Here is a 17,565-nt window from a genome sequence, read left to right on the forward strand (position 1 = left end):
AACTTTGTTCGCGGCGCCTGGAGTCTATCAATCAGACCATATCTTTCAGAGCTTTCAGAGCGCGGACTTTGACCACGTTACGAGCTGGCTTGGCTTTGAAGGTCATCTCTTCACCAGTGAAGGGATTGGTGCCTTTGCGAGCTTTGGTGGCAGGTTTACGAACCACAGTCACTTTCATCAGACCGGGAACGGTGAAAGTTCCTGGGCCTTTTTTCAGGTCGTGGCCGATCAGTTCGCCAAGAGTTTCGAACAAGGCGCTGACTTCTTTTTTGGACAGGCCGGTGTTGTCGGAAATCGAAGCCAAAACCTGGCTCTTCGTACGGGTTTTGCTGACTTTATCGAAATTTTTTGGGCCAGTGGGGATAACCCGCGGCTCTTTTTTCTTTTCAGCTTTTACCTTGGTACCGCCTGCTTTTTTCACAGTTTTCTTGCCAGCTGCCTTCTTTGTTCCGGCCTTCTTCTTCGCCATAAAAACTCGACCTCCTAAAAAGTATGAAAGTGCGATGGGTGCATACCCTATAAATTACGTTAAGCCAGCAGGGAAAATCAAGCTTCATTGATAGCGTCTGCTGCAAAACAGAGATGATGCAATACCAAAGAACATCGGAGAGAGGCAACTGTTTTGGGCGTAAAAACACCTTTTTTTTACCGGCGGAGCCCCCGCCCCAGGGTCTCTTCGGGAAAAGCGACTTAATTTTTCCTGATGAAAGCCGAAAAGCTAGGTGGCACTTCAGGGAGAAAAGTCATGAAATCCGGGTTTGGGGCCCGCAATTTCCTCGGGAATCAAAGCGTTCTTATCATAGAGCCTACCCTGAACTATAAAAATTCCATGAAAGGCTTTCTCAGCAATCTGAAGATCACCAACTATAAATTCGTGTCCACGGTTCGCGACGCCAAAATCAGCCTTCTCACGATGGATGTCGGGCTTTTCATCTGTGAATGGAGCCTGAAGGACATGAATGGCATCCAGTTCTGTCGGGAAATCAAAGAAAATCCCCGGCACACGCAGACCCCATTCTTGCTCCTTTCTGTCGAAAACCTCAAGAAAGACGTGATCTTGGCAAGTGAGGTCGGCATCGACGGCTACCTTTTGAAGCCCTTCAGCTTCGAGGAATTCCGCGATTCGGTGATGAGCGTTCTCAGGGTCAAACGCGCCCCTTCCCCGATCAATAGAACCATAGATGAAGCTCAGGAACTCCTCCGGCTCAATGAAACCGATCGAGCCGAAGGGCTGTTTGAGCAGGCGAGGCAGGCCAATCCGCAGTCGGCGCGCGCCCTCACGGGACTGGCCCAGGTCGCTGATATCCGGGGTGATGCCGCGCGGGCCATCATGCTTTTGAAACAGGCGCACCATGCCAATCCCGATTATGTGGACGCGATCCGTTCGCTCGTCGAGCTTTACCTCGTGCGCGGACCCACCCGGGATCTGATCGAGATGGCGGAAAAGGCCCACAAAGTCAGCCCGGAAAATCCCAAATATACCCTGATTCTCGCCAAGGCGTTTTTGGAGGAGGAGGATCTTCCGCAGTCCGAGATCTTCTTCAAAAAGACCATCCGATTATCCCCGAAATTGGCTCAAGCTTATAAAGGACTCGGACGCCTTTACCTGATTCAGGACGACTACGATTCGGCCATGAAGAACTTCGAAAAGGCCCTGGATTTCGATGAAAAGGACGTGAGCGTTCTGAATTCCCTGGGACTGGCCTATGTCAAGCTGGAGAAATACAACGAGGGTATCGAGAAATATATGGCGGCACTGAAGATGCGGCCCAATGATTTCCGCATCATCTTCAATCTAGGATATGCCAAGGAAAAACTGGGCGACCTCGAAGCCGCCCGTTTTTACTATCAGCAGGTTCTGACTCATAATCCTGAATTTGACAAGGCCAAACGGCGTCTGAAGAACCTTGGAGCCGCTTAGCGGAAGCTCTCGTATTCCAGCAAGCATTCCGGATTGACGATGGCCGAGAGGTTATCGAGGGGCTCTCGATGAAGGATTCGGGTCACCGCGAGTTCCAGTTTTTTCCCACTCCGCGTATAGGGAATATCTTTCACCTGGACAATGGCGGCCGGCACATGCCGGGGTGAAAGTTTTTGCCGCAGCTCAAGCTTGATTTTCCGCACCAGTTCGTCATTGAGCGCGGACCCCTCTTTTAATTTTACAAACAGCACCATCTCTGCATCACCGTCTCTTTGCCGTGAAACAGCCAGAGAGTCCTGAACCTCAGGGAATTGCTCGACCTGGCGATAGATCTCGGCAGTTCCAATGCGCACGCCGCCCGGATTGAGTGTTGCGTCGGAGCGACCATAAACGGTGATGCCGCCATGCGCGGTGATTTCGATGAAATCTCCGTGGCGCCACACCTCGACATGGGGATAGAAATTGAAATAGGCCTCCTGATACTTCCGCCCGTCATCCTTCCAAAAGCCGATCGGCATACACGGGAAAGGCTTGGTGCACACGAGTTCGCCACGTTTTTGACGCAAAGGATGCCCGTCCTCATCCCAGCAGTCGACGGCCATGCCGAGACCGGGACCTTGAATCTCGCCCACGTAAACAGGCAGCCAGGGATTGCCGAGCATGAAGCAGGAAACGATATCGGTTCCACCGCTGATGGAAGCGAGATGAATGTCCGGCTTCACGACCTCGTACACCCATTCGAAATGTTCGGGCATGAGCGGGGAACCCGTGGAGAGCATGGTTTCCAAGCGATCCAGGGGGAAGTCGGTCCGCGGGTGAAGGCCGGCCTTCATGCAGCTTGCGAGAAATTTGGGACTGGTGCCGAAACAGGTCACGCCATGATCCGAAACCGCCTGCCAGAGCACGGCGAAATTCTGCCGATTGATGGAGCCTTCGAAAAGAACCAGATCCGCGCCCGTGGCTAAAGCGGACACCATCCAGTTCCACATCATCCACCCGCAGGTTGTGAAATAGAGCAGGCGCTTGCCTGGACCCAAATCACTGTGAAGCATCAGTTCCTTTTTGTGCTGAAGCAGGGTGCCCCCGACGGAATGCACGATGCACTTGGGTTTGCCGGTCGTGCCCGAGGAGAAAAGGATATAGAGCGGATGATCGAAAGGGGTCGCGACGGGTGCGAATGCAGCCAAGGCTTCCTTCGCGCTCATGCCGCCGAGAAAATTTTGCCAGGATACAAAGGGGGCCGGATGCTGTCCAACACCCAAGGGATCGATCATGATGCTCGCCCTCAGGGTCGGCAAACTTCGGCTTACAAGCGAAGCCGTCTCGGCACAATCTATGAATTTATCGCTGTATGTATAGGCCCTCGTAGCGAACAGGACGGTGGGTTCGATCTGGCTAAAGCGATCGAGGATCCCCTCGCTGCCAAAGTCAGGAGAACAGGACGACCAGATGGCTCCGAGCGCGCTCGTCGCCAGCATGGCAATGATGGCTTCGCTGGTGTTCGGACAGATCCCGGCGACGCGATCTCCGTACTTTACACCGGCCTTCTGGAGGGCCGCTGTGCATTGAGCCACCTGGGTTTTCAGGCTTTCACTGGGAAGAACGACGGGGTCCCGCAGACCTTCTATTATAGATATGATCTTGGCGGGATTTTTATCCTGATGAGCTAACAGGTTTCGAGCAAAACTGAGCTGACCGTCGGGAAACCATCGAGCGCCACGCATTTTTCCGGCGGGTGGCGGCACGAGGACCGCGCTCGGGACCTTGTCCCAGATAATCCCCAAATAGTCAGAAGCTGCGCCCCAGAACGCCGCGGGATCATCAACCGACCATTGATGCAGCGCATGATAATTCGAGAAGGAGGCGCCCGTTTGGGCCTCACAATGGCTTTTGAATTTCCACATGTGGCTGGCGTGCAAACGCTCGCGTCCTGCCTGCCACAAAGCATTATCATCCCTGGTCATACTGCCTAACCCCCTTGGCCAGAACCCTCTGTGCCTAGGATTTATAGGCGAGACTCAGTCGTAATGTCAGCAAAAAAGCTCGAAAAGGTGGGATTTTAAGGATCGACTGATTTATCAATTTTCCGCGCAATAGCCCGCAGGCGACTGAGTCCTTCACTCGATTTCGGTGCCGCGGGTTTCGCGCTCGCGGCCGATTCCTCTTCACGGCGATAGTGGGAAGCCGCCACAGATTTTTGCGCCTTCATAAGACTGCTTTGCTGGGGCTTCGGCGCAGGCTTGGGCAGCGGCTCGGGTGCGGGCGTTGGCGCAGCTTCGGTCTTTGTCCTGACGAGCTGAAGCTGCGCAAGTCGCTGCTCCATCAATTCCGGACGCACATTGAAAAACGCAGCCGCGTCGGCGACTGTTCCCAGGGTCGCATAAGCTTTCTTCACCATTCCACGCGGCATGAGGAGGGCAGACGCGAAAGCATCAGCTTGCATCTCTTCAGGTGCAATCAAGGGACGTTTAAGAAAGCGACCAAGCGCACCGCTGCGCTCCCGCACTTCATGCGTTTTCAGTTCACCCCTGGCCATCAGCGGTTGGATTTCAAGCAGGAAATGCCCGAAGAGGTGCGCCAAGGTAAAGTTCAATTCACCCGGATCGCGGAGGCTGGGGGAAACGATCAGCGATGCATGCCAGGCCCCGCGATGGTCGGCTGCGAAGAGTCGCGCCGCGTCCGCGATATCATCCCGCGATAATTCCAAACCGGCATTGATCAATAAGGGTTCCACCCGAAGCCGTGGGCTATAGATGTGCTTATCCGCAAAATATTTTCGAACCAAACACGCCAGAGTTTCCAGATCGCCGCTCGTGACCGTATGAAGAATCTCTGGGAATAAGGCGAGCATGATCGCACTCCTTCGCTGGTTTATTTTATTGTACCAGACTTCAAAAATTCCCGATTTACACCCACCTGGAATGACCTTTCTAATTAATTGAAATTAAAAGATTAATTGGTTCTTTTCAAGTTCCCGCAGGGACCGCCGATAGTGTTTTTAAGTCACCGCTTGCACATGGGGGAAAGCTATATGGGGGATCCGGCATTGGATGAACAGAGGCGATCGCCTCGTCGTGTGCTCACGAAATTGCTCCCTGGACCCTTGCTCGATTCGGAGAATAAGGTCCTGCACTGTCGACCGATTGACCTTTCGCAGGAGGGCTTGTCCATCCTCAGCGAGGCCCAACTGAGTATCGGCACACAGCTGACCTTGAAAACCCATAATCAGACAGTGCCCCTTGAGGTCATCTGGCAAAAGCCCGACTTCGGAAAGCAGGGACTCACTCGTTACGGGCTCAGGTCCAATGATGAGTCGATCGATCTCGAACAAATGTTTCGTTCCGCTGGCTGTCTTAAGTGAAACGGTTGCGGCACAAGCCGCACACCACTTCCTGATCACCCGCCGCTGACCAGCTCACTCCACAAAATTCCACAGCCCCTTCATCGCGCGTCATGAAAAAGAATTTTTTTTCTTCGATAGCGATTGCAATGCGAATTATTTTTCGGTAACACTATACCTAGCACAGTCAAGCGACAGCTCAACTCTTAGGAGAAGACCTTGGAAGAGAACATGAACGCCGAAGAAGGCATGCAAGAAGCGAAGACCACCAAGAAGAAACGTTCCGGCAAGAAGAAAAAAGCTGGCAAGAAAAAAGCCGCTAAGAAGGTGGTAGCGAAGAAGAAGTCGACCAAGAAGAAGGCAGCTAAAAAGGCTACCAAGAAAAAAGCTGCTAAGGCGACCAAGAAAAAAGCCGGCAAGAAAAAAGCAGCCAAGAAAAAAGTAGCTAAAAAAGCTACCAAGAAAAAAGCTGCGAAGAAGAAAGCCAGAAAGAAGAAGTAATCTTTTTGGGTTTCAGTCGTCGGGGCGGTCTGCACGGCCGTTCTTACGAAACAGCGCGGGTTAGGGAGCGATTTTGCCCTCTATTCCGCGTTTTGCTTTTGGGGGCCTCAAGTGCCTAAATGGCAGAGAACTGCATATCTCATATTCCAGCATAATAAACAAAGCTTCACCCGCATCCGCTATGACTGGGGCCGCGAACTGGTTGTGATCGCCAGTACAGGTATCCTCCTCGGGCTTTTCTATTATATGTTCCATGACTTCCTGCAGGACAAGCTGAATGACCTGGAGCCGGCTCTGCGTGAAACCATTGCCACGCGCCTGCGCGCAGCCGTGATGCTTGGGCTTGGACTTTGGGTGGGTGGCCGGCTTTCCAATCTCTTCCGTGATGAACCCGGATGGCCTCAGTTCGCTCTGAGATCCGGTGAAGATCCCTGGGTGATCACGACCTTCCGCTGGGGTCAATCCCTGCTCCTGATCCTCGTGAGCTACGGAATATTCCGGCATTTCTTTGAACCGGGTCCGAAGCTTTTGCTCGGCAGTCTTGGGCTCGCAGTCGCGACCTTCGGCGTGATGCGCGCAAGGAAAGAGAGCACGGGACCGCAGAATCTGAAGCCCATCCTGAGCGACGCCGTCGAGAGTCGATCGCACACGCTGCGCAGCTGGCGCTGGTTTCAGATGGTGCAAAGGAATCGTCTCTGTCGCCTCTGCATCGGGATCAGTCTTCTGCTTCAGCTCTTGATTGGCGTCATGCACGCCATGGCCTGGCCCTTGGTCCTGACCGTTCTGGGCACGATGCTATCGAGTGCCCTCTTAGCCTGGGCTGTCGCCTTTCAACTGGAAGAGGACATGCGGGCGGTTTGGTTTGAACGCCAGCTCGGCTGTTCCCATGAGGAATTCGTCCGTGTCTATGAGCAAATCTGCTGGATCCTGGGCCTGAGCCTGGCCGCGCTGAGTCTCCTGACCCTCCTCGTGACCGGCGTTGCCGGCCGTGAGCCGCTGGGCGAATGGGTTAAACTTCTGCCCATAGCGGCGCTCTTTCCCATGATCACACCAGCGATTATGTTTCAGGTGGCTCCGGAACGCCCCCTCCTTCAAATTCTGATTACAGGATTGATCGGGCTCTTTTTGGGAACTGCGATCTATGCGCACATCCTATCCATCGTTCTGGTCCCGATTGCCATCACTTATGCCAAAAATTATCAGAAAGATAATTTTTACCGTTCCTAGGGAGAACCCTCAATGCTGACACTCGACATTCACTCCCTGAGCAAAACCTTTGCCCAGAGCCAGTTCCGCCTGGGTCCTCTGGATCTTAAGATGGACGAGGGCGACAGCCTCGCCCTCTTCGGCAAAAACGGAGCCGGCAAGTCCACCCTCTTTCATCTGATCACGGGACATCTTCGACCCGATGAGGGTCGCATTCAGGTCTTTGGCGAAACGATGAAGGTCGATGCCTTCGCTTTGAAAAGGCGAATGGGGTATCTGCCGCAGAACCTCGATCTTCCGCGCTGGGTGAGCGGCTTCGACATCATCACATATGCCATGAAATTGCATGGCATGCAGCCCCTCGCCGCAGCCCGCGAACGCGTCCTCGAATACTGGGATTGTGTGAGCTTCGCGCATAAACCCCTGGCCGCCTGCTCCTATGGAATGCAAAAGCGCATTGCCCTGGCGCTGGCCTCGCTGCATAACCCGGACCTTTTGATTCTGGATGAGCCTTTTTCCGGACTCGACCTCTTTCACATTCGCGCTCTGGAAAATCTTCTGGAGGAACGCCGCGGCAAACAGCTGACCATAGTCAGCACCCATGTCGCCGCTCACGCCGCCAAGCTGAGCAATAAGGCCGCGACCATGCGCGACGGTCAGGTTATGGAGCTGAAGGCCTGGGAAAATGCAGACTTTATGACTCGCATTGCCCTGATGGAGGAACAGTTTTTCGTTCCAGGATCCGAGGTCCGGGCATGATCAGTACGAGCCTTCGGCGCTTCACCCGCCTTTTCGCGATCGAACTCTGGCCCTGGTATCTGGGTGGCACCATTTTCCTTGCGGTCACCAACATCATCTCCTTGGAAATTCCCCAGCTGGCCAAGGAAGTGGTCAACGCACTGCAGGCGCCCATCGGCGAGGATGATGGACACCTTGCGCGGGTGGCTCTGGCGATCGTCGGCCTGGGTTTGACCCAGATCATCGTGCGCAGTTTCTCCCGTATCCTGATCTTCTGGCCCGGACGAAAACTGGAGGCCACCTCCAAATCCTATCTTTTCGCTCGCGCTCTGCAGCTGCCGCAGACCTTTTACGATCGCTTCGGAATGGGCGATCTGATATCGCGCCTTTCGAACGACCTGGGTCAGCTGCGGATCTTCTATGCCTTCGCCATCCTGCAGGTCCTGAACCTCATATTCATCTCGGTCTTCACGCTCTATAAGATGCTGAGCGTTCATCAGCAGCTGACTTTGGTGGCCCTGTCCCCGATTCTGCTGATGCTGGTGATCACCCGCTACGTGATGCCACGCATGCAGCAGTTCACCCGGAAAAATCAGGAGGCGATCGGCACCCTGACCAACCGCGTGACGGAAAGCTTCACCAACATTCACGTCATCCAATCGAATGCCGCCGAGCGCAGCTTTCATCGACTGATCGAGGCCGAGAATCAGAAGGTCTTCGATACCGATATGAAGGTTCTGCTCCTCAGGACTCTATTTTTCCCCCTGATCAGCAGCATGACCGGGCTGGCCCAGCTGATTGTTCTTTTTATGGGCGGAACGCTGGTCGTCCGTGGTGAATTATCCGTGGGGGACATTCTCGCCTTTAACATCTATCTGTCCTATATGGCTTTTCCTTTGACCTCGATCGGCATCATCCTCTCGATCTATCAAAGGTCCAAGACCGCACTGGAGCGTCTGGAACCGATGTTCGTCGAACCTTTGGAAGGCCCCGACGCAGCATCCACCAAGCCCCGCATGGACGAGGCCATCCTGAATGTCCGGCAGCTGAACTTTCAGTATCCAGGTACACAAAGAAGCGCGCTGCAGAACCTGAATTTTCAGGTGAAGGCCGGTGAAATGCTCGGCATCTGCGGGCCTGTGGGTTCTGGGAAGAGCACCCTCTTTCAGGTTCTGACCCGCATCTATAATCCACCCGATGGGTCCGTCTTCTATCGCGGCCAGGACATCAACCAGCTGCCGACGGAGCAGTTGCGCCATGAGATTGGCTACGGCCTGCAGAGGGTCCACCTTTTTTCCGCGAGCATTCGGGAAAACCTCGGCTTCGGCATGGATCCCAAACCGGATCAGGCCCAGCTGGATGAAGCGGCCCGCGCGGCTCAGATCGATCGGGAAATCATGGGCTTCGCCCTGGGCTGGGAAACCCAGATCGGGGAAAAGGGCATCCGCCTTTCAGGGGGACAGAAGCAGCGTCTGGCTCTGGCGCGACTTTTTCTGCGCCAGGCTCCCGTGCTCCTGCTCGATGATGTGCTCTCGGCTGTCGATAATATTACCGAGGCCCGCCTGATCCGCGAACTCAGAAAACGGGGCGGCACCATGCTGATCTGCTCGCATCGCAGCTCGGTCCTGCACCTTTGTGATCGCGTGCTCCTGCTCAAGGACGGCCAAATCCAGGACGAAGGCAGCTTTCAGGAGCTGATGCGCCGTCATCCGGAGCTTCAAGAGGAAATTCATGACGAACCCAACCCTGAATCAGTTTAAAAAACTCGGCTCGGATTTTAAGCAGCTGAAAAAACTTTGGCCCTTCCTGGCTCAGCAGAAGCGCATGATCTTGTTCGCCTGTCTTTTGATCCCGCTGATTTCGCTGCTGCAGATGGGCATTCCCTTTATTTTGAAACGCACGGTGGATCAGGGCGTGATGAAGGGGGATCTGACGGCGATCAAGTGGGGGGCGCTGGCCTACCTTGCGGTTGTGCTGCTGGAATATGCGACCCGGGCCACTCAGACCATTTTGACTTCACGCGCCGTCTTTCAGATGGTCCGGTCCATGCGAATGGCTTTGATTGAGCATATTATGCGGCTATCCGCGCGTTTTCATGATCGCACGATGAGCGGGGCGCTCGTCACGCGAGCCACGAGCGACTTTGATAACCTGAATGAATCCTTGAACCAGGGGGTCTTGAGTTCGGTCGTGGACCTTGCCGTCCTGCTTGGGGCGCTGGTGGGTCTTTTTCTTTTGGACTGGAAGCTCGCGTCTGTCACTCTGATCATATTACCGATCACGGTCATGATTATTGTGATGTTCTCGCGGGCGCTCAAGCATTCCATGCTGCTGGCGCGGGTGAAGATCGCGGCGCTGAATGCCTTCACTCAGGAATGCCTTTACGGAAGCAGCACCATCAAGCTTTTGAACGCGCATCGGGACAGCAATCAGCGTTTTCAAAAACTGACCATCGAATATCGGGATGCCCAGATGAAATCGGTGGTGGCGGATGCTGTGCTCTTCGCCATGCTCGATGGGGTGTCATCGGTTACGATTGGTATCATCCTTTGGCTGGCGGTTTCCAATCTGCATGACAGCACGGTCCTGAGCGCCGGCATCATGATCGCCTTCGTGCAGTATGTGCAGAACCTTTTCGATCCTTTGAAACAGCTCGGCAACAAGATTGCGATGCTGCAGGGGGCTTTCACGGCGATTGATCGAATCTTCGGGATCTTCGATACCCAGGATTTCATCCAAGGGGAAAAGCCGGTGAAGAATCTGGACGGGACGGTCGCGTTTCAAAACGTCAGCTTTCAGTACCTGCCGGATTCGAAAACCTTGAATCATGTTTCGTTTCAGCTGCAGCGCGGTCAGTCGCTGGCTATCGTCGGGGCGACTGGCTCCGGGAAATCCACGGTCATCAAGCTTTTAACCAAGCTTTATGATGGCTATGATGGGTCGATCACTGTCGATGGCCTTGAGCTTCGCGACATGAGCGGCCAGGAACTCCGGCGGCATATTGCGATCGTTCCGCAGGACATCGTGATCTTTAACGGAACGGTGGCCTTCAACATTGGTTTGGGGGACGAACAAACCGACCTCGAACGCATCAAGTCCGCGGCGCGTTTCGTGGGTGCGGATCGATTCATTGAGCAGCTGCCAGGAGCCTACGACTTTGTCGTAAGGGAAGGCGGGGATAATCTCTCGCAGGGGCAAAGGCAGCTCCTCGCTTTTGCCCGCGCGATCGCCAAAGACCCGCGCATCATGATCCTCGACGAGGCCACTTCATCAGTCGACCCGGCGTCCGAGGCTCTGATTCAGCAGGCGATTGAACGCATCTTTACCGGCCGCACCCTGATTGTGATTGCGCACCGCCTGTCGACGATTCGCAAGTGCAATAAGATCCTGGTGCTGGAACGCGGTGAGGTGATGGAAATCGGCTCGCATGAGGAACTGCTGGCGAAACGGGGGCGTTATTTCGATCTTCACCAGAAGATGGCGACGGAGGAATAGAGACATTTCATAAGAGCGAGTTCCTCAGACCCTGACGGGAGCCTATCAATCGCCTTCACGGAGTGGAGTGTAAGCCTTAAGAGTAGCGATTTCCCAGTCGTAGAGCTGGGGCAATTGCCGAATCTGTTCCTGAACGCTGATGTTTTCCGCAAATCCGGGCGCCTGGACAATGGCATTCAAGAATTTCTGCTGGCGCGCGTCCCGATAGTGATCGACGATGCGTGCCCATGACTCCGAGGTTTTTTTCATCTGGCTGAGGCATTTCCAGGCCTGTTCCCGCAATTCGCCCGGCTCCCGAGTATCCAGGGCTCGACCGATGAAATAGCTTGCGCTGTCTGGAAAGGGAATAAAGGTTAAAGCTCGAAGGGCTCTCACAGCCACATCGATGTCCGGATCCCGACTAAGGGTCTGGAGTGCTTTAACCGAATTTTCCTGTCGTAGGTTGCCGAGGCCTTCTACGGCCATGACACGTACATGTTGAGCCTTGCTGCTCAGGGCCTGCTTTTGTAGATCCCGCTCCAGACTCGATGCCTGCTGCGTACGTCCCGAAAGAGTGGCCAGAGCCAGCAGGCTCGCGTCCTTGATCGGGGTCCAGGTTTTCTCGCGCTCATAGTAGCGACGAAGGGCTTCGATGGATTCTGCGTCAGGATGCTGGATAAATTGCATCGACGAGATGCTGCGAGGCATTTGATCCGTCCAACCCTGTTCATCCAGCGCAGTTAAAAGCTCCCTCATGACAGCCGAGGCTTCGGAGCCGTCGACATTGCCAAGTAGATCGCTCAAAAGATTCAGGAAACGTTCCTTTCTCTTCTGAACGGCATCACGAATGGCAGGAAGGAGGTCCTGGGCAGCCTCGGGATGCGCGCGCAGAAAGTCCAGGCTTTGGCTGTAGAGGGCATTAATACGGTGACCCTGTTCCGAAGTCTCCGGTCCATCGAGCAATGTCAGCAGCTCCTTGATGCCCTGATGGAAAACCTCGGCACTTACCGGCGCCGTTTGCTTCGCGATACTTGCCTGCACAGTTTCAATCATGGCCTGCCGATAGCGCTCCATTGTCACCGGTATCAGCTTTTGGCTGGCAATCATCTGGGCCGACGATTCGCTTGCACAGGTTTTGCTTTTTGCGCCTGTCCTTTGCAGCTCGAAACTGCTGGATGCTGTGGTTGGATCCTGCTTACGAAAACGTATCTCCAGCCTCTCGCGCCCATCTCCCTGGCTCAGGATTTTACGCCCTCCATGGGGCTCGTAGACTATGTTCATTTGCGAATCCGGCACTGCTATCGACAAACCGGAGTCGTCTGGAAGTTGATAAGCCGTCTTGGTTTTTCGAAGATGCTTTCCATCGAATTGCAGATTTTCCGTATAAATTCCGTTCAGATCCTCACGGGGAACCGCGGTCAAAGAAAGAGGCGCGCCCAGAGACCAGGCGGGCATTTTTTGGAGGCTTCCGTAAATCAGGCGGATCAAATCATCGCTCGGCGGTTCGGAACTGCGAAAGATGACAGCCGAGGTCTGGGGATCGAGGCTGGCATAAAAGGCAATGTCCATATCCTTGCCCTGACGTACCCGCAGGGTCGCGAGCCGTTCATTATCTGCCGCCAGTTCTGTCACGATGATTTCATACTGCTGCGCAGCATCCTGCTGCTGCACTGCGAAAGCTTCCTTCCACTGCAGCGTGAATTCCAGGCAAGCGCTATCCTGAGGCAGGGTGACGTGCGAATTTTTGCGCAATTTATACCAGCCGAAGGCCAATAGCGAAACGAGTGTAGCCAGTCCAATGCCAACAAAAATTTTACGCATCACCCCTTATCCCTCTTTCAGTTTCTAAAAGTCCAACTTTTGGCCGCCGACGTCTGGCAGTTGCCAACGATCAGGCGAGTTCCATTCTGCACATTCGAAGTCGAAGGTTGCAGGCACAGTCCTCGTTGGGTCTTATACTGACCTTCCGAGGTCGACTCGAAGATCTGCTCCAAAGTGCCATCGCAAGGTCTGGAGTTCACCTGATTACCGTCCACCACAGTCAGGCAACGATTATTGGGCGTTCGCAAGTTCCAACCGCTATTGTCCCAGCTCATGTTGTCGCCCGCATAGCAGTCCCAGAGTTGGACATGGGCATAGGTGTTATTTTGATAGTGACCCAGAGGCACCTCCAGACATTTGCCGACGGCGCTATTGAAGAGCTGGGGACCAGAATTCCCTGGTATCACCCGGCAACTCGAATTGTTTTCCCAGCCCCAGCCGTCACCATCGGGATCGGAAGAGGCAGACGCGCATGTGATCTCTCCACTGCTAACAGGCGGAGGAGACAGAGGAGGGGGCGGCGGAAAGTCAGTTTTCACCTGGCAGCTGGTATTATTCTCCCAGCCCCAGCCGTCACCGTCTGGATCAGAAGACGACCATTGGCAAACCGGGATACCAAAATCGGGATTATTCGATCCCGAGGATGAACCTGAACCCGAAGACCCCGATCCGTTGCTGCTGCCATCCGCAGGACAGTCGCCTTCGCCACGGATCAGAAGTTCTTTGTATCCACCATCTTCATAGACCGAGCAGTAGCTGCTTTCAACACTGAGAAGGCGAGACGGCTTCCCGCAGAAACTATTGGCGACTCTGTCGCCTATAAGATCGCCTTGGTAAGAATAGCAGGCTCCGGTTTCCTGAGGATCGTTTTGGTAAACCCGCCAGCGATAATTCAAACCAGAGGATGATCCACCGCTGCTGGAAGAACCACCGCTGCTGGAAGAACCACCGCTGCTGGAAGAGCCAGTTCCAGCTGAACTTCCGCTACCTGGAGAACTGGGTGTGCCTTCAGGCGCCGAAAATGTGGGCGAGAAAGGCATGGCTTCACAGTAGTTACCCCAGTTGCTGCCGGAAGCAATACGTGTACCAGGGAAGCCATGGACTTTATGGGTTTGCTTGTTGCGGGTGTAACCCGAGACGATCGTCCGAATTCGCTTAACGGCCTGGGACTCACAGATGCCGAAAAAATCATAGCTGCAGAGATAGTCAACCACGTCGGTGACTGTCTTTAGAATCGGCAAACTATATTCCAGGGTGGTGGAAATCTCACCCGAGAGGGCTGTCAGTTGATCCACATCGGCCCTCAGACAGCCTTCGGTCTTGTCAGCTGTAGCCGAGAATTTCACCGCCCCCTCCACGAGGTTCACCCGGACGTCGGCACTGACATAAGGCGCCACGATTCCCAGTCGGTTGACCCAGCGATTCAGCTCCGTGATCCCTGGAGACGCCGAACCCGTTACATCAAGGCGGGCGAACGGCACAACTTCAGCGTTCAGAACGATACCGCGAGTGAAATTGGGCAGAGAAACTTCAGCAAACGTCTTACGATAACCCACAGCTCCATTGCCAGTAGCTGTCAGGGTGATCGGAACAGGGCCGATAAAGACGACTGTGCTCCCTTCGAGAAATCGCTGGGTATATTCCTGGTTGTTTAAATCAACACGTCCCTGGAAATTGTTATACTCCTTGTTGAACACGTTATAAGTATAACTCAGAATCTGAATATCGCCTTTGACGGTTGCCTTATCGTCGGAAATCTGCGGCGTATAGCTCGTCGAATAGTCACTGAATACCGTGGCATCGAGCAGTTTGGTTTCGAAAATTCCAAGCAATTGACCGCTCACAGAGCCACCTGCTCGAAGGCTCCTGTAATAGTCACTGAAGGATATGCTGCTGAACCAACCGTAAGTGATGGATGCATCACTGTTTCCCAACCGATGGTTCGAACTGGAGTTGCGGTACCGAATCTGCGAGGAGTAGGAACCCGGTTTGGCGCCGACTGTCTGTATACTGCCGAGCAAAGCCTTTTGCTGACTCACGCGGGGAGCACCGATGTAATTGACTTTTCTGCCAATGTCATCAACTTCGAAGTCGGGCTTATAAACCTGCGACCCGATCTGCTGACTGGGCAGCATTCCCTTGGCCAACAGTCCTGCATAGGTTAGAGCTGGGGCGCTCTGCCGGAACACGTTGAAGTCGTTGACATCATCGTATGTGAAGAATTCTGATGCCTGAGTTGGGGCGCTTGTTACCAGCAAAAGCGCAGTGATTCCAAATAGTTTTCGCATTTATGCGGCTCCTTGATATAGACAGACGAGCCGCAATATGGCAGCAAAAACTTAGTTTTTCCACTGCAAAAACAAATTAACGTACTCAGTTAAGATTCTTGGAAATTCTATGGGTTTCCGGGACCTTCGCCTGACTCGCAGCCTAGGTCCTGGCCGTCATGTATGCTGATATTTCAAGCGAGAGTGGCAAGGGTGGATAATGGCAGATTGGTCACAAAAATGGGGGCTCTAAGGCCCCCGTCATCTGATTGAATTAAACGAAATTATTTCTTCTCAGGCTTCACCGGATTCTTATTGTCGCTCACAGCCTTGTCAGTCTTTCCAGCTGGCTTGGTGTTCTGTGCCGCAATCATCGCGGGCAGCGCAGGATGGGATTCCAGCTTCTGCTTTTTCAGGAGCTGCACGTAATCAGCAGCCACGCGGACGGTTTCCTGCAGATAAACATCGTCCTTGAGCGAGAATTCCGAGGATTCGTTCAGAAGCTCCTCTTCCTTGGCCTCTTTCTTATCCTTTTTCACGTCGTCCTCTTTCTTTTCCTTCAAAGACACCCGTGAACGCTCTTCCTTGTTCTTTCTATACTTCTCGATCTCGTCCTTGATCTTCTTGAACTCAGCATCGGAGGCGATGCGTGCTTCCGAACGCTTCTTCAGCTCAGGCACGAAAGGTTTCGTCAGATTGAACTTGGAATACTTCGCCGTCTTGATCTCTTCGTAAGGCAGCGCGTAGTCGTAATACTTCTCGCCGATTTCCAGCTCATCCACGATGCTGGGCAGAACCAGATCGGAATTCACACCCTTCAGCTGAGTCGAAGCCCCCGAGGCGCGATAGAACTGATTCACAGTCACCTTCACCGCACCCAGCTTTTGAGCCAGATCGTTCAGGTTCTGAACCGTACCCTTGCCGAAGGTGTGGGAGTCACCGACGATCAAACCACGACCGTAATCCTGGATGGCACCGGCGAAGATTTCCGAAGCCGAAGCAGAATGACGGTTGATCATGACCACCAGCGGACCGTCGTACCAGGTGCTTTCATCGGGATCATAGTAGGTCTCGGTCTCGCCGTTCGAGGCTTTGACCTGAACCACAGGACCGGCTCCGAAGAAAAGACCAGCCGTGCTGATGGATTCATCCAGACCACCACCGCCGTTGCTGCGGAGGTCGAGGATCACCGCATCCACACCTTTGTCCTTCAGAGCCTTCAGCTGCTCTTTGGTGTCATTCGATGACGAGCGATAGTTTTTCAGACGTTTTTGTCGGCCTTCGAAGTCGATGTAGAAGGAGGGCAGGGTGATCACACCGACTTTCAGGTGCTTGGTCTTGCCGGCTTCCTTGGTATCGACTTCAATCACATGCGAAGACGCCTGCTGTTCGACCAGCTGAATCTTCTCGCGCACGATGGGCACGATCATCTTCTTCGAATTATTCGATTCTTCACGCAGAACATGCAGCTTGACGACCGTGCCGCGAGCACCGCGAATTTTCTTCACGACCTCCTGCAGATCCATGTCGATCACATCCACCGCTTCGCCATTTTCCTGGCCCACGGCGATGATCTTGTCATTCACCTTCAAAAGCCCGCTCTTTTCCGCAGCGCCGCCCTTCACGAGGTTGGCGACGATGGTAAAGCCGTCTTCACTTCTGAGGCTGGCGCCGATCCCTTCGAGCGACAGGCGCGTGCGAATGCGGAAGTCTTCGAGGTCCTCGGCCGGCATGTAACTGGAGTGAGGATCAAGGGCCGCGGAGAAGGCATTGAGGAAAACCCCATAGACCTTATCCTTGGTCAGATCATTGTGGCGACGAACCAGGAGCTCGTAACGCTTTTTCAGCTTCTCACGAGCCTTTTCCACCGTATCGACGCTCATCTTCAGGTTCAGAAGCTGAAACTTGATCTGCTTGCGCCAGCGCTCGTTCACCTCTTCCACGGTCTTGGGATAGGCCATGTTTTTCCGGTCCACATTCAGGTATTCCTCGATCGTGAAGTCATACTTCTCGTCGATCACCTTGTTCACGAACTGGCTACGCTCGTTGAACCGCTGGGTATACTTATTCATGATCTCGTCGATCACCTGACAGTTCATGTCGCGGCCGATCAGATCATCCAGGCGATTGGCGTATTTGCTGGTGAATTCATCAAAGTCAGACTGATAGAAATACATCTTCCCGGGATCCCAACTCTTCAGGAAGTTGTCGAGAGTCCGACGGGAAATTTCATCAGTGAAGGAGTTGTAAGAAAAGTGCATCTTGAAGTACAAAAGCACGAGCTGCCTCACCTCTGA

At 53.9% G+C, this 17,565-nt stretch carries 13 protein-coding genes; 7 read left to right on the top strand and 6 right to left on the bottom strand.

Features of this window, described 5'->3' with window-relative positions:
• Positions 1 to 31: 31 nt before the first annotated feature.
• Complete coding sequence (locus VFO10_RS04325) at positions 32 to 469, bottom strand: HU family DNA-binding protein (protein ID WP_325137448.1); 438 nt, start codon at positions 467 to 469, stop codon at positions 32 to 34.
• A 276-nt stretch (positions 470 to 745) separates the two neighbouring features.
• On the opposite strand from VFO10_RS04325, the gene VFO10_RS04330 reads away from it, so the two are divergent.
• Positions 746 to 1,921 (top strand): tetratricopeptide repeat protein, encoded by a 1,176-nt coding sequence (locus VFO10_RS04330; RefSeq protein WP_325137449.1) that lies wholly within the window; start codon positions 746 to 748, stop codon positions 1,919 to 1,921.
• Here VFO10_RS04330 and VFO10_RS04335 read toward each other — a convergent pair.
• Positions 1,918 to 3,885 (bottom strand): acetoacetate--CoA ligase, encoded by a 1,968-nt coding sequence (locus VFO10_RS04335; RefSeq protein ID WP_325137450.1) that lies wholly within the window; start codon positions 3,883 to 3,885, stop codon positions 1,918 to 1,920. The genes VFO10_RS04330 and VFO10_RS04335 overlap by 4 nt on opposite strands.
• Before the next feature lie 95 nt (positions 3,886 to 3,980).
• The gene (locus VFO10_RS04340; RefSeq protein ID WP_325137451.1) at positions 3,981 to 4,772 is read right to left on the bottom strand and encodes an ImmA/IrrE family metallo-endopeptidase; all 792 of its coding nucleotides are present in this window, start codon (positions 4,770 to 4,772) and stop codon (positions 3,981 to 3,983) included.
• Positions 4,773 to 4,952: 180 nt separating this feature from the next.
• On the opposite strand from VFO10_RS04340, the gene VFO10_RS04345 reads away from it, so the two are divergent.
• The 6 genes from VFO10_RS04345 (at position 4,953) to VFO10_RS04370 (ending at position 11,201) form a co-directional block, all read left to right on the top strand.
• Positions 4,953 to 5,282 (top strand): PilZ domain-containing protein, encoded by a 330-nt coding sequence (locus tag VFO10_RS04345; RefSeq protein ID WP_325137452.1) that lies wholly within the window; start codon positions 4,953 to 4,955, stop codon positions 5,280 to 5,282.
• 198 nt (positions 5,283 to 5,480) lie between these two features.
• On the top strand, positions 5,481 to 5,762 hold the full coding sequence (locus VFO10_RS04350; protein WP_325137453.1) for a hypothetical protein: 282 nt from the start codon (positions 5,481 to 5,483) through the stop codon (positions 5,760 to 5,762).
• A 111-nt stretch (positions 5,763 to 5,873) separates the two neighbouring features.
• Complete coding sequence (locus VFO10_RS04355; protein WP_325137454.1) at positions 5,874 to 6,989, top strand: hypothetical protein; 1,116 nt, start codon at positions 5,874 to 5,876, stop codon at positions 6,987 to 6,989.
• Between the two features lie 12 nt (positions 6,990 to 7,001).
• A complete protein-coding gene (locus VFO10_RS04360) occupies positions 7,002 to 7,727 on the top strand; it encodes an ABC transporter ATP-binding protein (protein ID WP_325137455.1) in 726 nt (241 codons plus the stop codon).
• A complete protein-coding gene (locus VFO10_RS04365; RefSeq protein WP_325137456.1) occupies positions 7,724 to 9,466 on the top strand; it encodes an ABC transporter ATP-binding protein in 1,743 nt (580 codons plus the stop codon). The genes VFO10_RS04360 and VFO10_RS04365 overlap by 4 nt, the downstream gene beginning before the upstream one ends.
• The gene (locus VFO10_RS04370; protein WP_325137457.1) at positions 9,438 to 11,201 is read left to right on the top strand and encodes an ABC transporter ATP-binding protein; all 1,764 of its coding nucleotides are present in this window, start codon (positions 9,438 to 9,440) and stop codon (positions 11,199 to 11,201) included. Before VFO10_RS04365 ends, VFO10_RS04370 begins: the two co-directional genes overlap by 29 nt.
• A gap of 45 nt (positions 11,202 to 11,246) precedes the next feature.
• On the opposite strand, the gene VFO10_RS04375 is transcribed toward VFO10_RS04370, so the two are convergent.
• The 3 genes from VFO10_RS04375 to VFO10_RS04385 all read right to left on the bottom strand — a co-directional run bounded on the left by VFO10_RS04375 (position 11,247) and on the right by VFO10_RS04385 (position 17,547).
• A complete protein-coding gene (locus VFO10_RS04375; protein ID WP_325137458.1) occupies positions 11,247 to 13,001 on the bottom strand; it encodes a HEAT repeat domain-containing protein in 1,755 nt (584 codons plus the stop codon).
• Positions 13,002 to 13,018: 17 nt separating this feature from the next.
• Positions 13,019 to 15,289: a hypothetical protein gene (locus VFO10_RS04380; RefSeq protein WP_325137459.1), complete on the bottom strand. Its 2,271-nt coding sequence runs from the start codon at positions 15,287 to 15,289 to the stop codon at positions 13,019 to 13,021.
• A 263-nt stretch (positions 15,290 to 15,552) separates the two neighbouring features.
• Complete coding sequence (locus tag VFO10_RS04385) at positions 15,553 to 17,547, bottom strand: carboxy terminal-processing peptidase (RefSeq protein ID WP_325137460.1); 1,995 nt, start codon at positions 17,545 to 17,547, stop codon at positions 15,553 to 15,555.
• Positions 17,548 to 17,565: the final 18 nt, after the last annotated feature.

This window comes from Oligoflexus sp. (genome assembly GCF_035712445.1).
In the GTDB taxonomy this organism is placed as follows: Bacteria; Bdellovibrionota_B; Oligoflexia; order Oligoflexales; family Oligoflexaceae; genus Oligoflexus.

Excerpts from the sequence above, each read along its gene's own strand:
- VFO10_RS04325 (WP_325137448.1), bottom strand. The coding sequence starts at position 469 with ATGGCGAAGAAGAAGGCCGGAACAAAGAAGGCAGCTGGCAAGAAAACT.
- VFO10_RS04330 (WP_325137449.1), top strand. The coding sequence starts at position 746 with ATGAAATCCGGGTTTGGGGCCCGCAATTTCCTCGGGAATCAAAGCGTT.
- VFO10_RS04335 (WP_325137450.1), bottom strand. The coding sequence starts at position 3,885 with ATGACCAGGGATGATAATGCTTTGTGGCAGGCAGGACGCGAGCGTTTG.
- VFO10_RS04340 (WP_325137451.1), bottom strand. The coding sequence starts at position 4,772 with ATGCTCGCCTTATTCCCAGAGATTCTTCATACGGTCACGAGCGGCGAT.
- VFO10_RS04345 (WP_325137452.1), top strand. The coding sequence starts at position 4,953 with ATGGGGGATCCGGCATTGGATGAACAGAGGCGATCGCCTCGTCGTGTG.
- VFO10_RS04360 (WP_325137455.1), top strand. The coding sequence starts at position 7,002 with ATGCTGACACTCGACATTCACTCCCTGAGCAAAACCTTTGCCCAGAGC.
- VFO10_RS04365 (WP_325137456.1), top strand. The coding sequence starts at position 7,724 with ATGATCAGTACGAGCCTTCGGCGCTTCACCCGCCTTTTCGCGATCGAA.
- VFO10_RS04370 (WP_325137457.1), top strand. The coding sequence starts at position 9,438 with ATGACGAACCCAACCCTGAATCAGTTTAAAAAACTCGGCTCGGATTTT.
- VFO10_RS04375 (WP_325137458.1), bottom strand. The coding sequence starts at position 13,001 with ATGCGTAAAATTTTTGTTGGCATTGGACTGGCTACACTCGTTTCGCTA.
- VFO10_RS04380 (WP_325137459.1), bottom strand. The coding sequence starts at position 15,289 with ATGCGAAAACTATTTGGAATCACTGCGCTTTTGCTGGTAACAAGCGCC.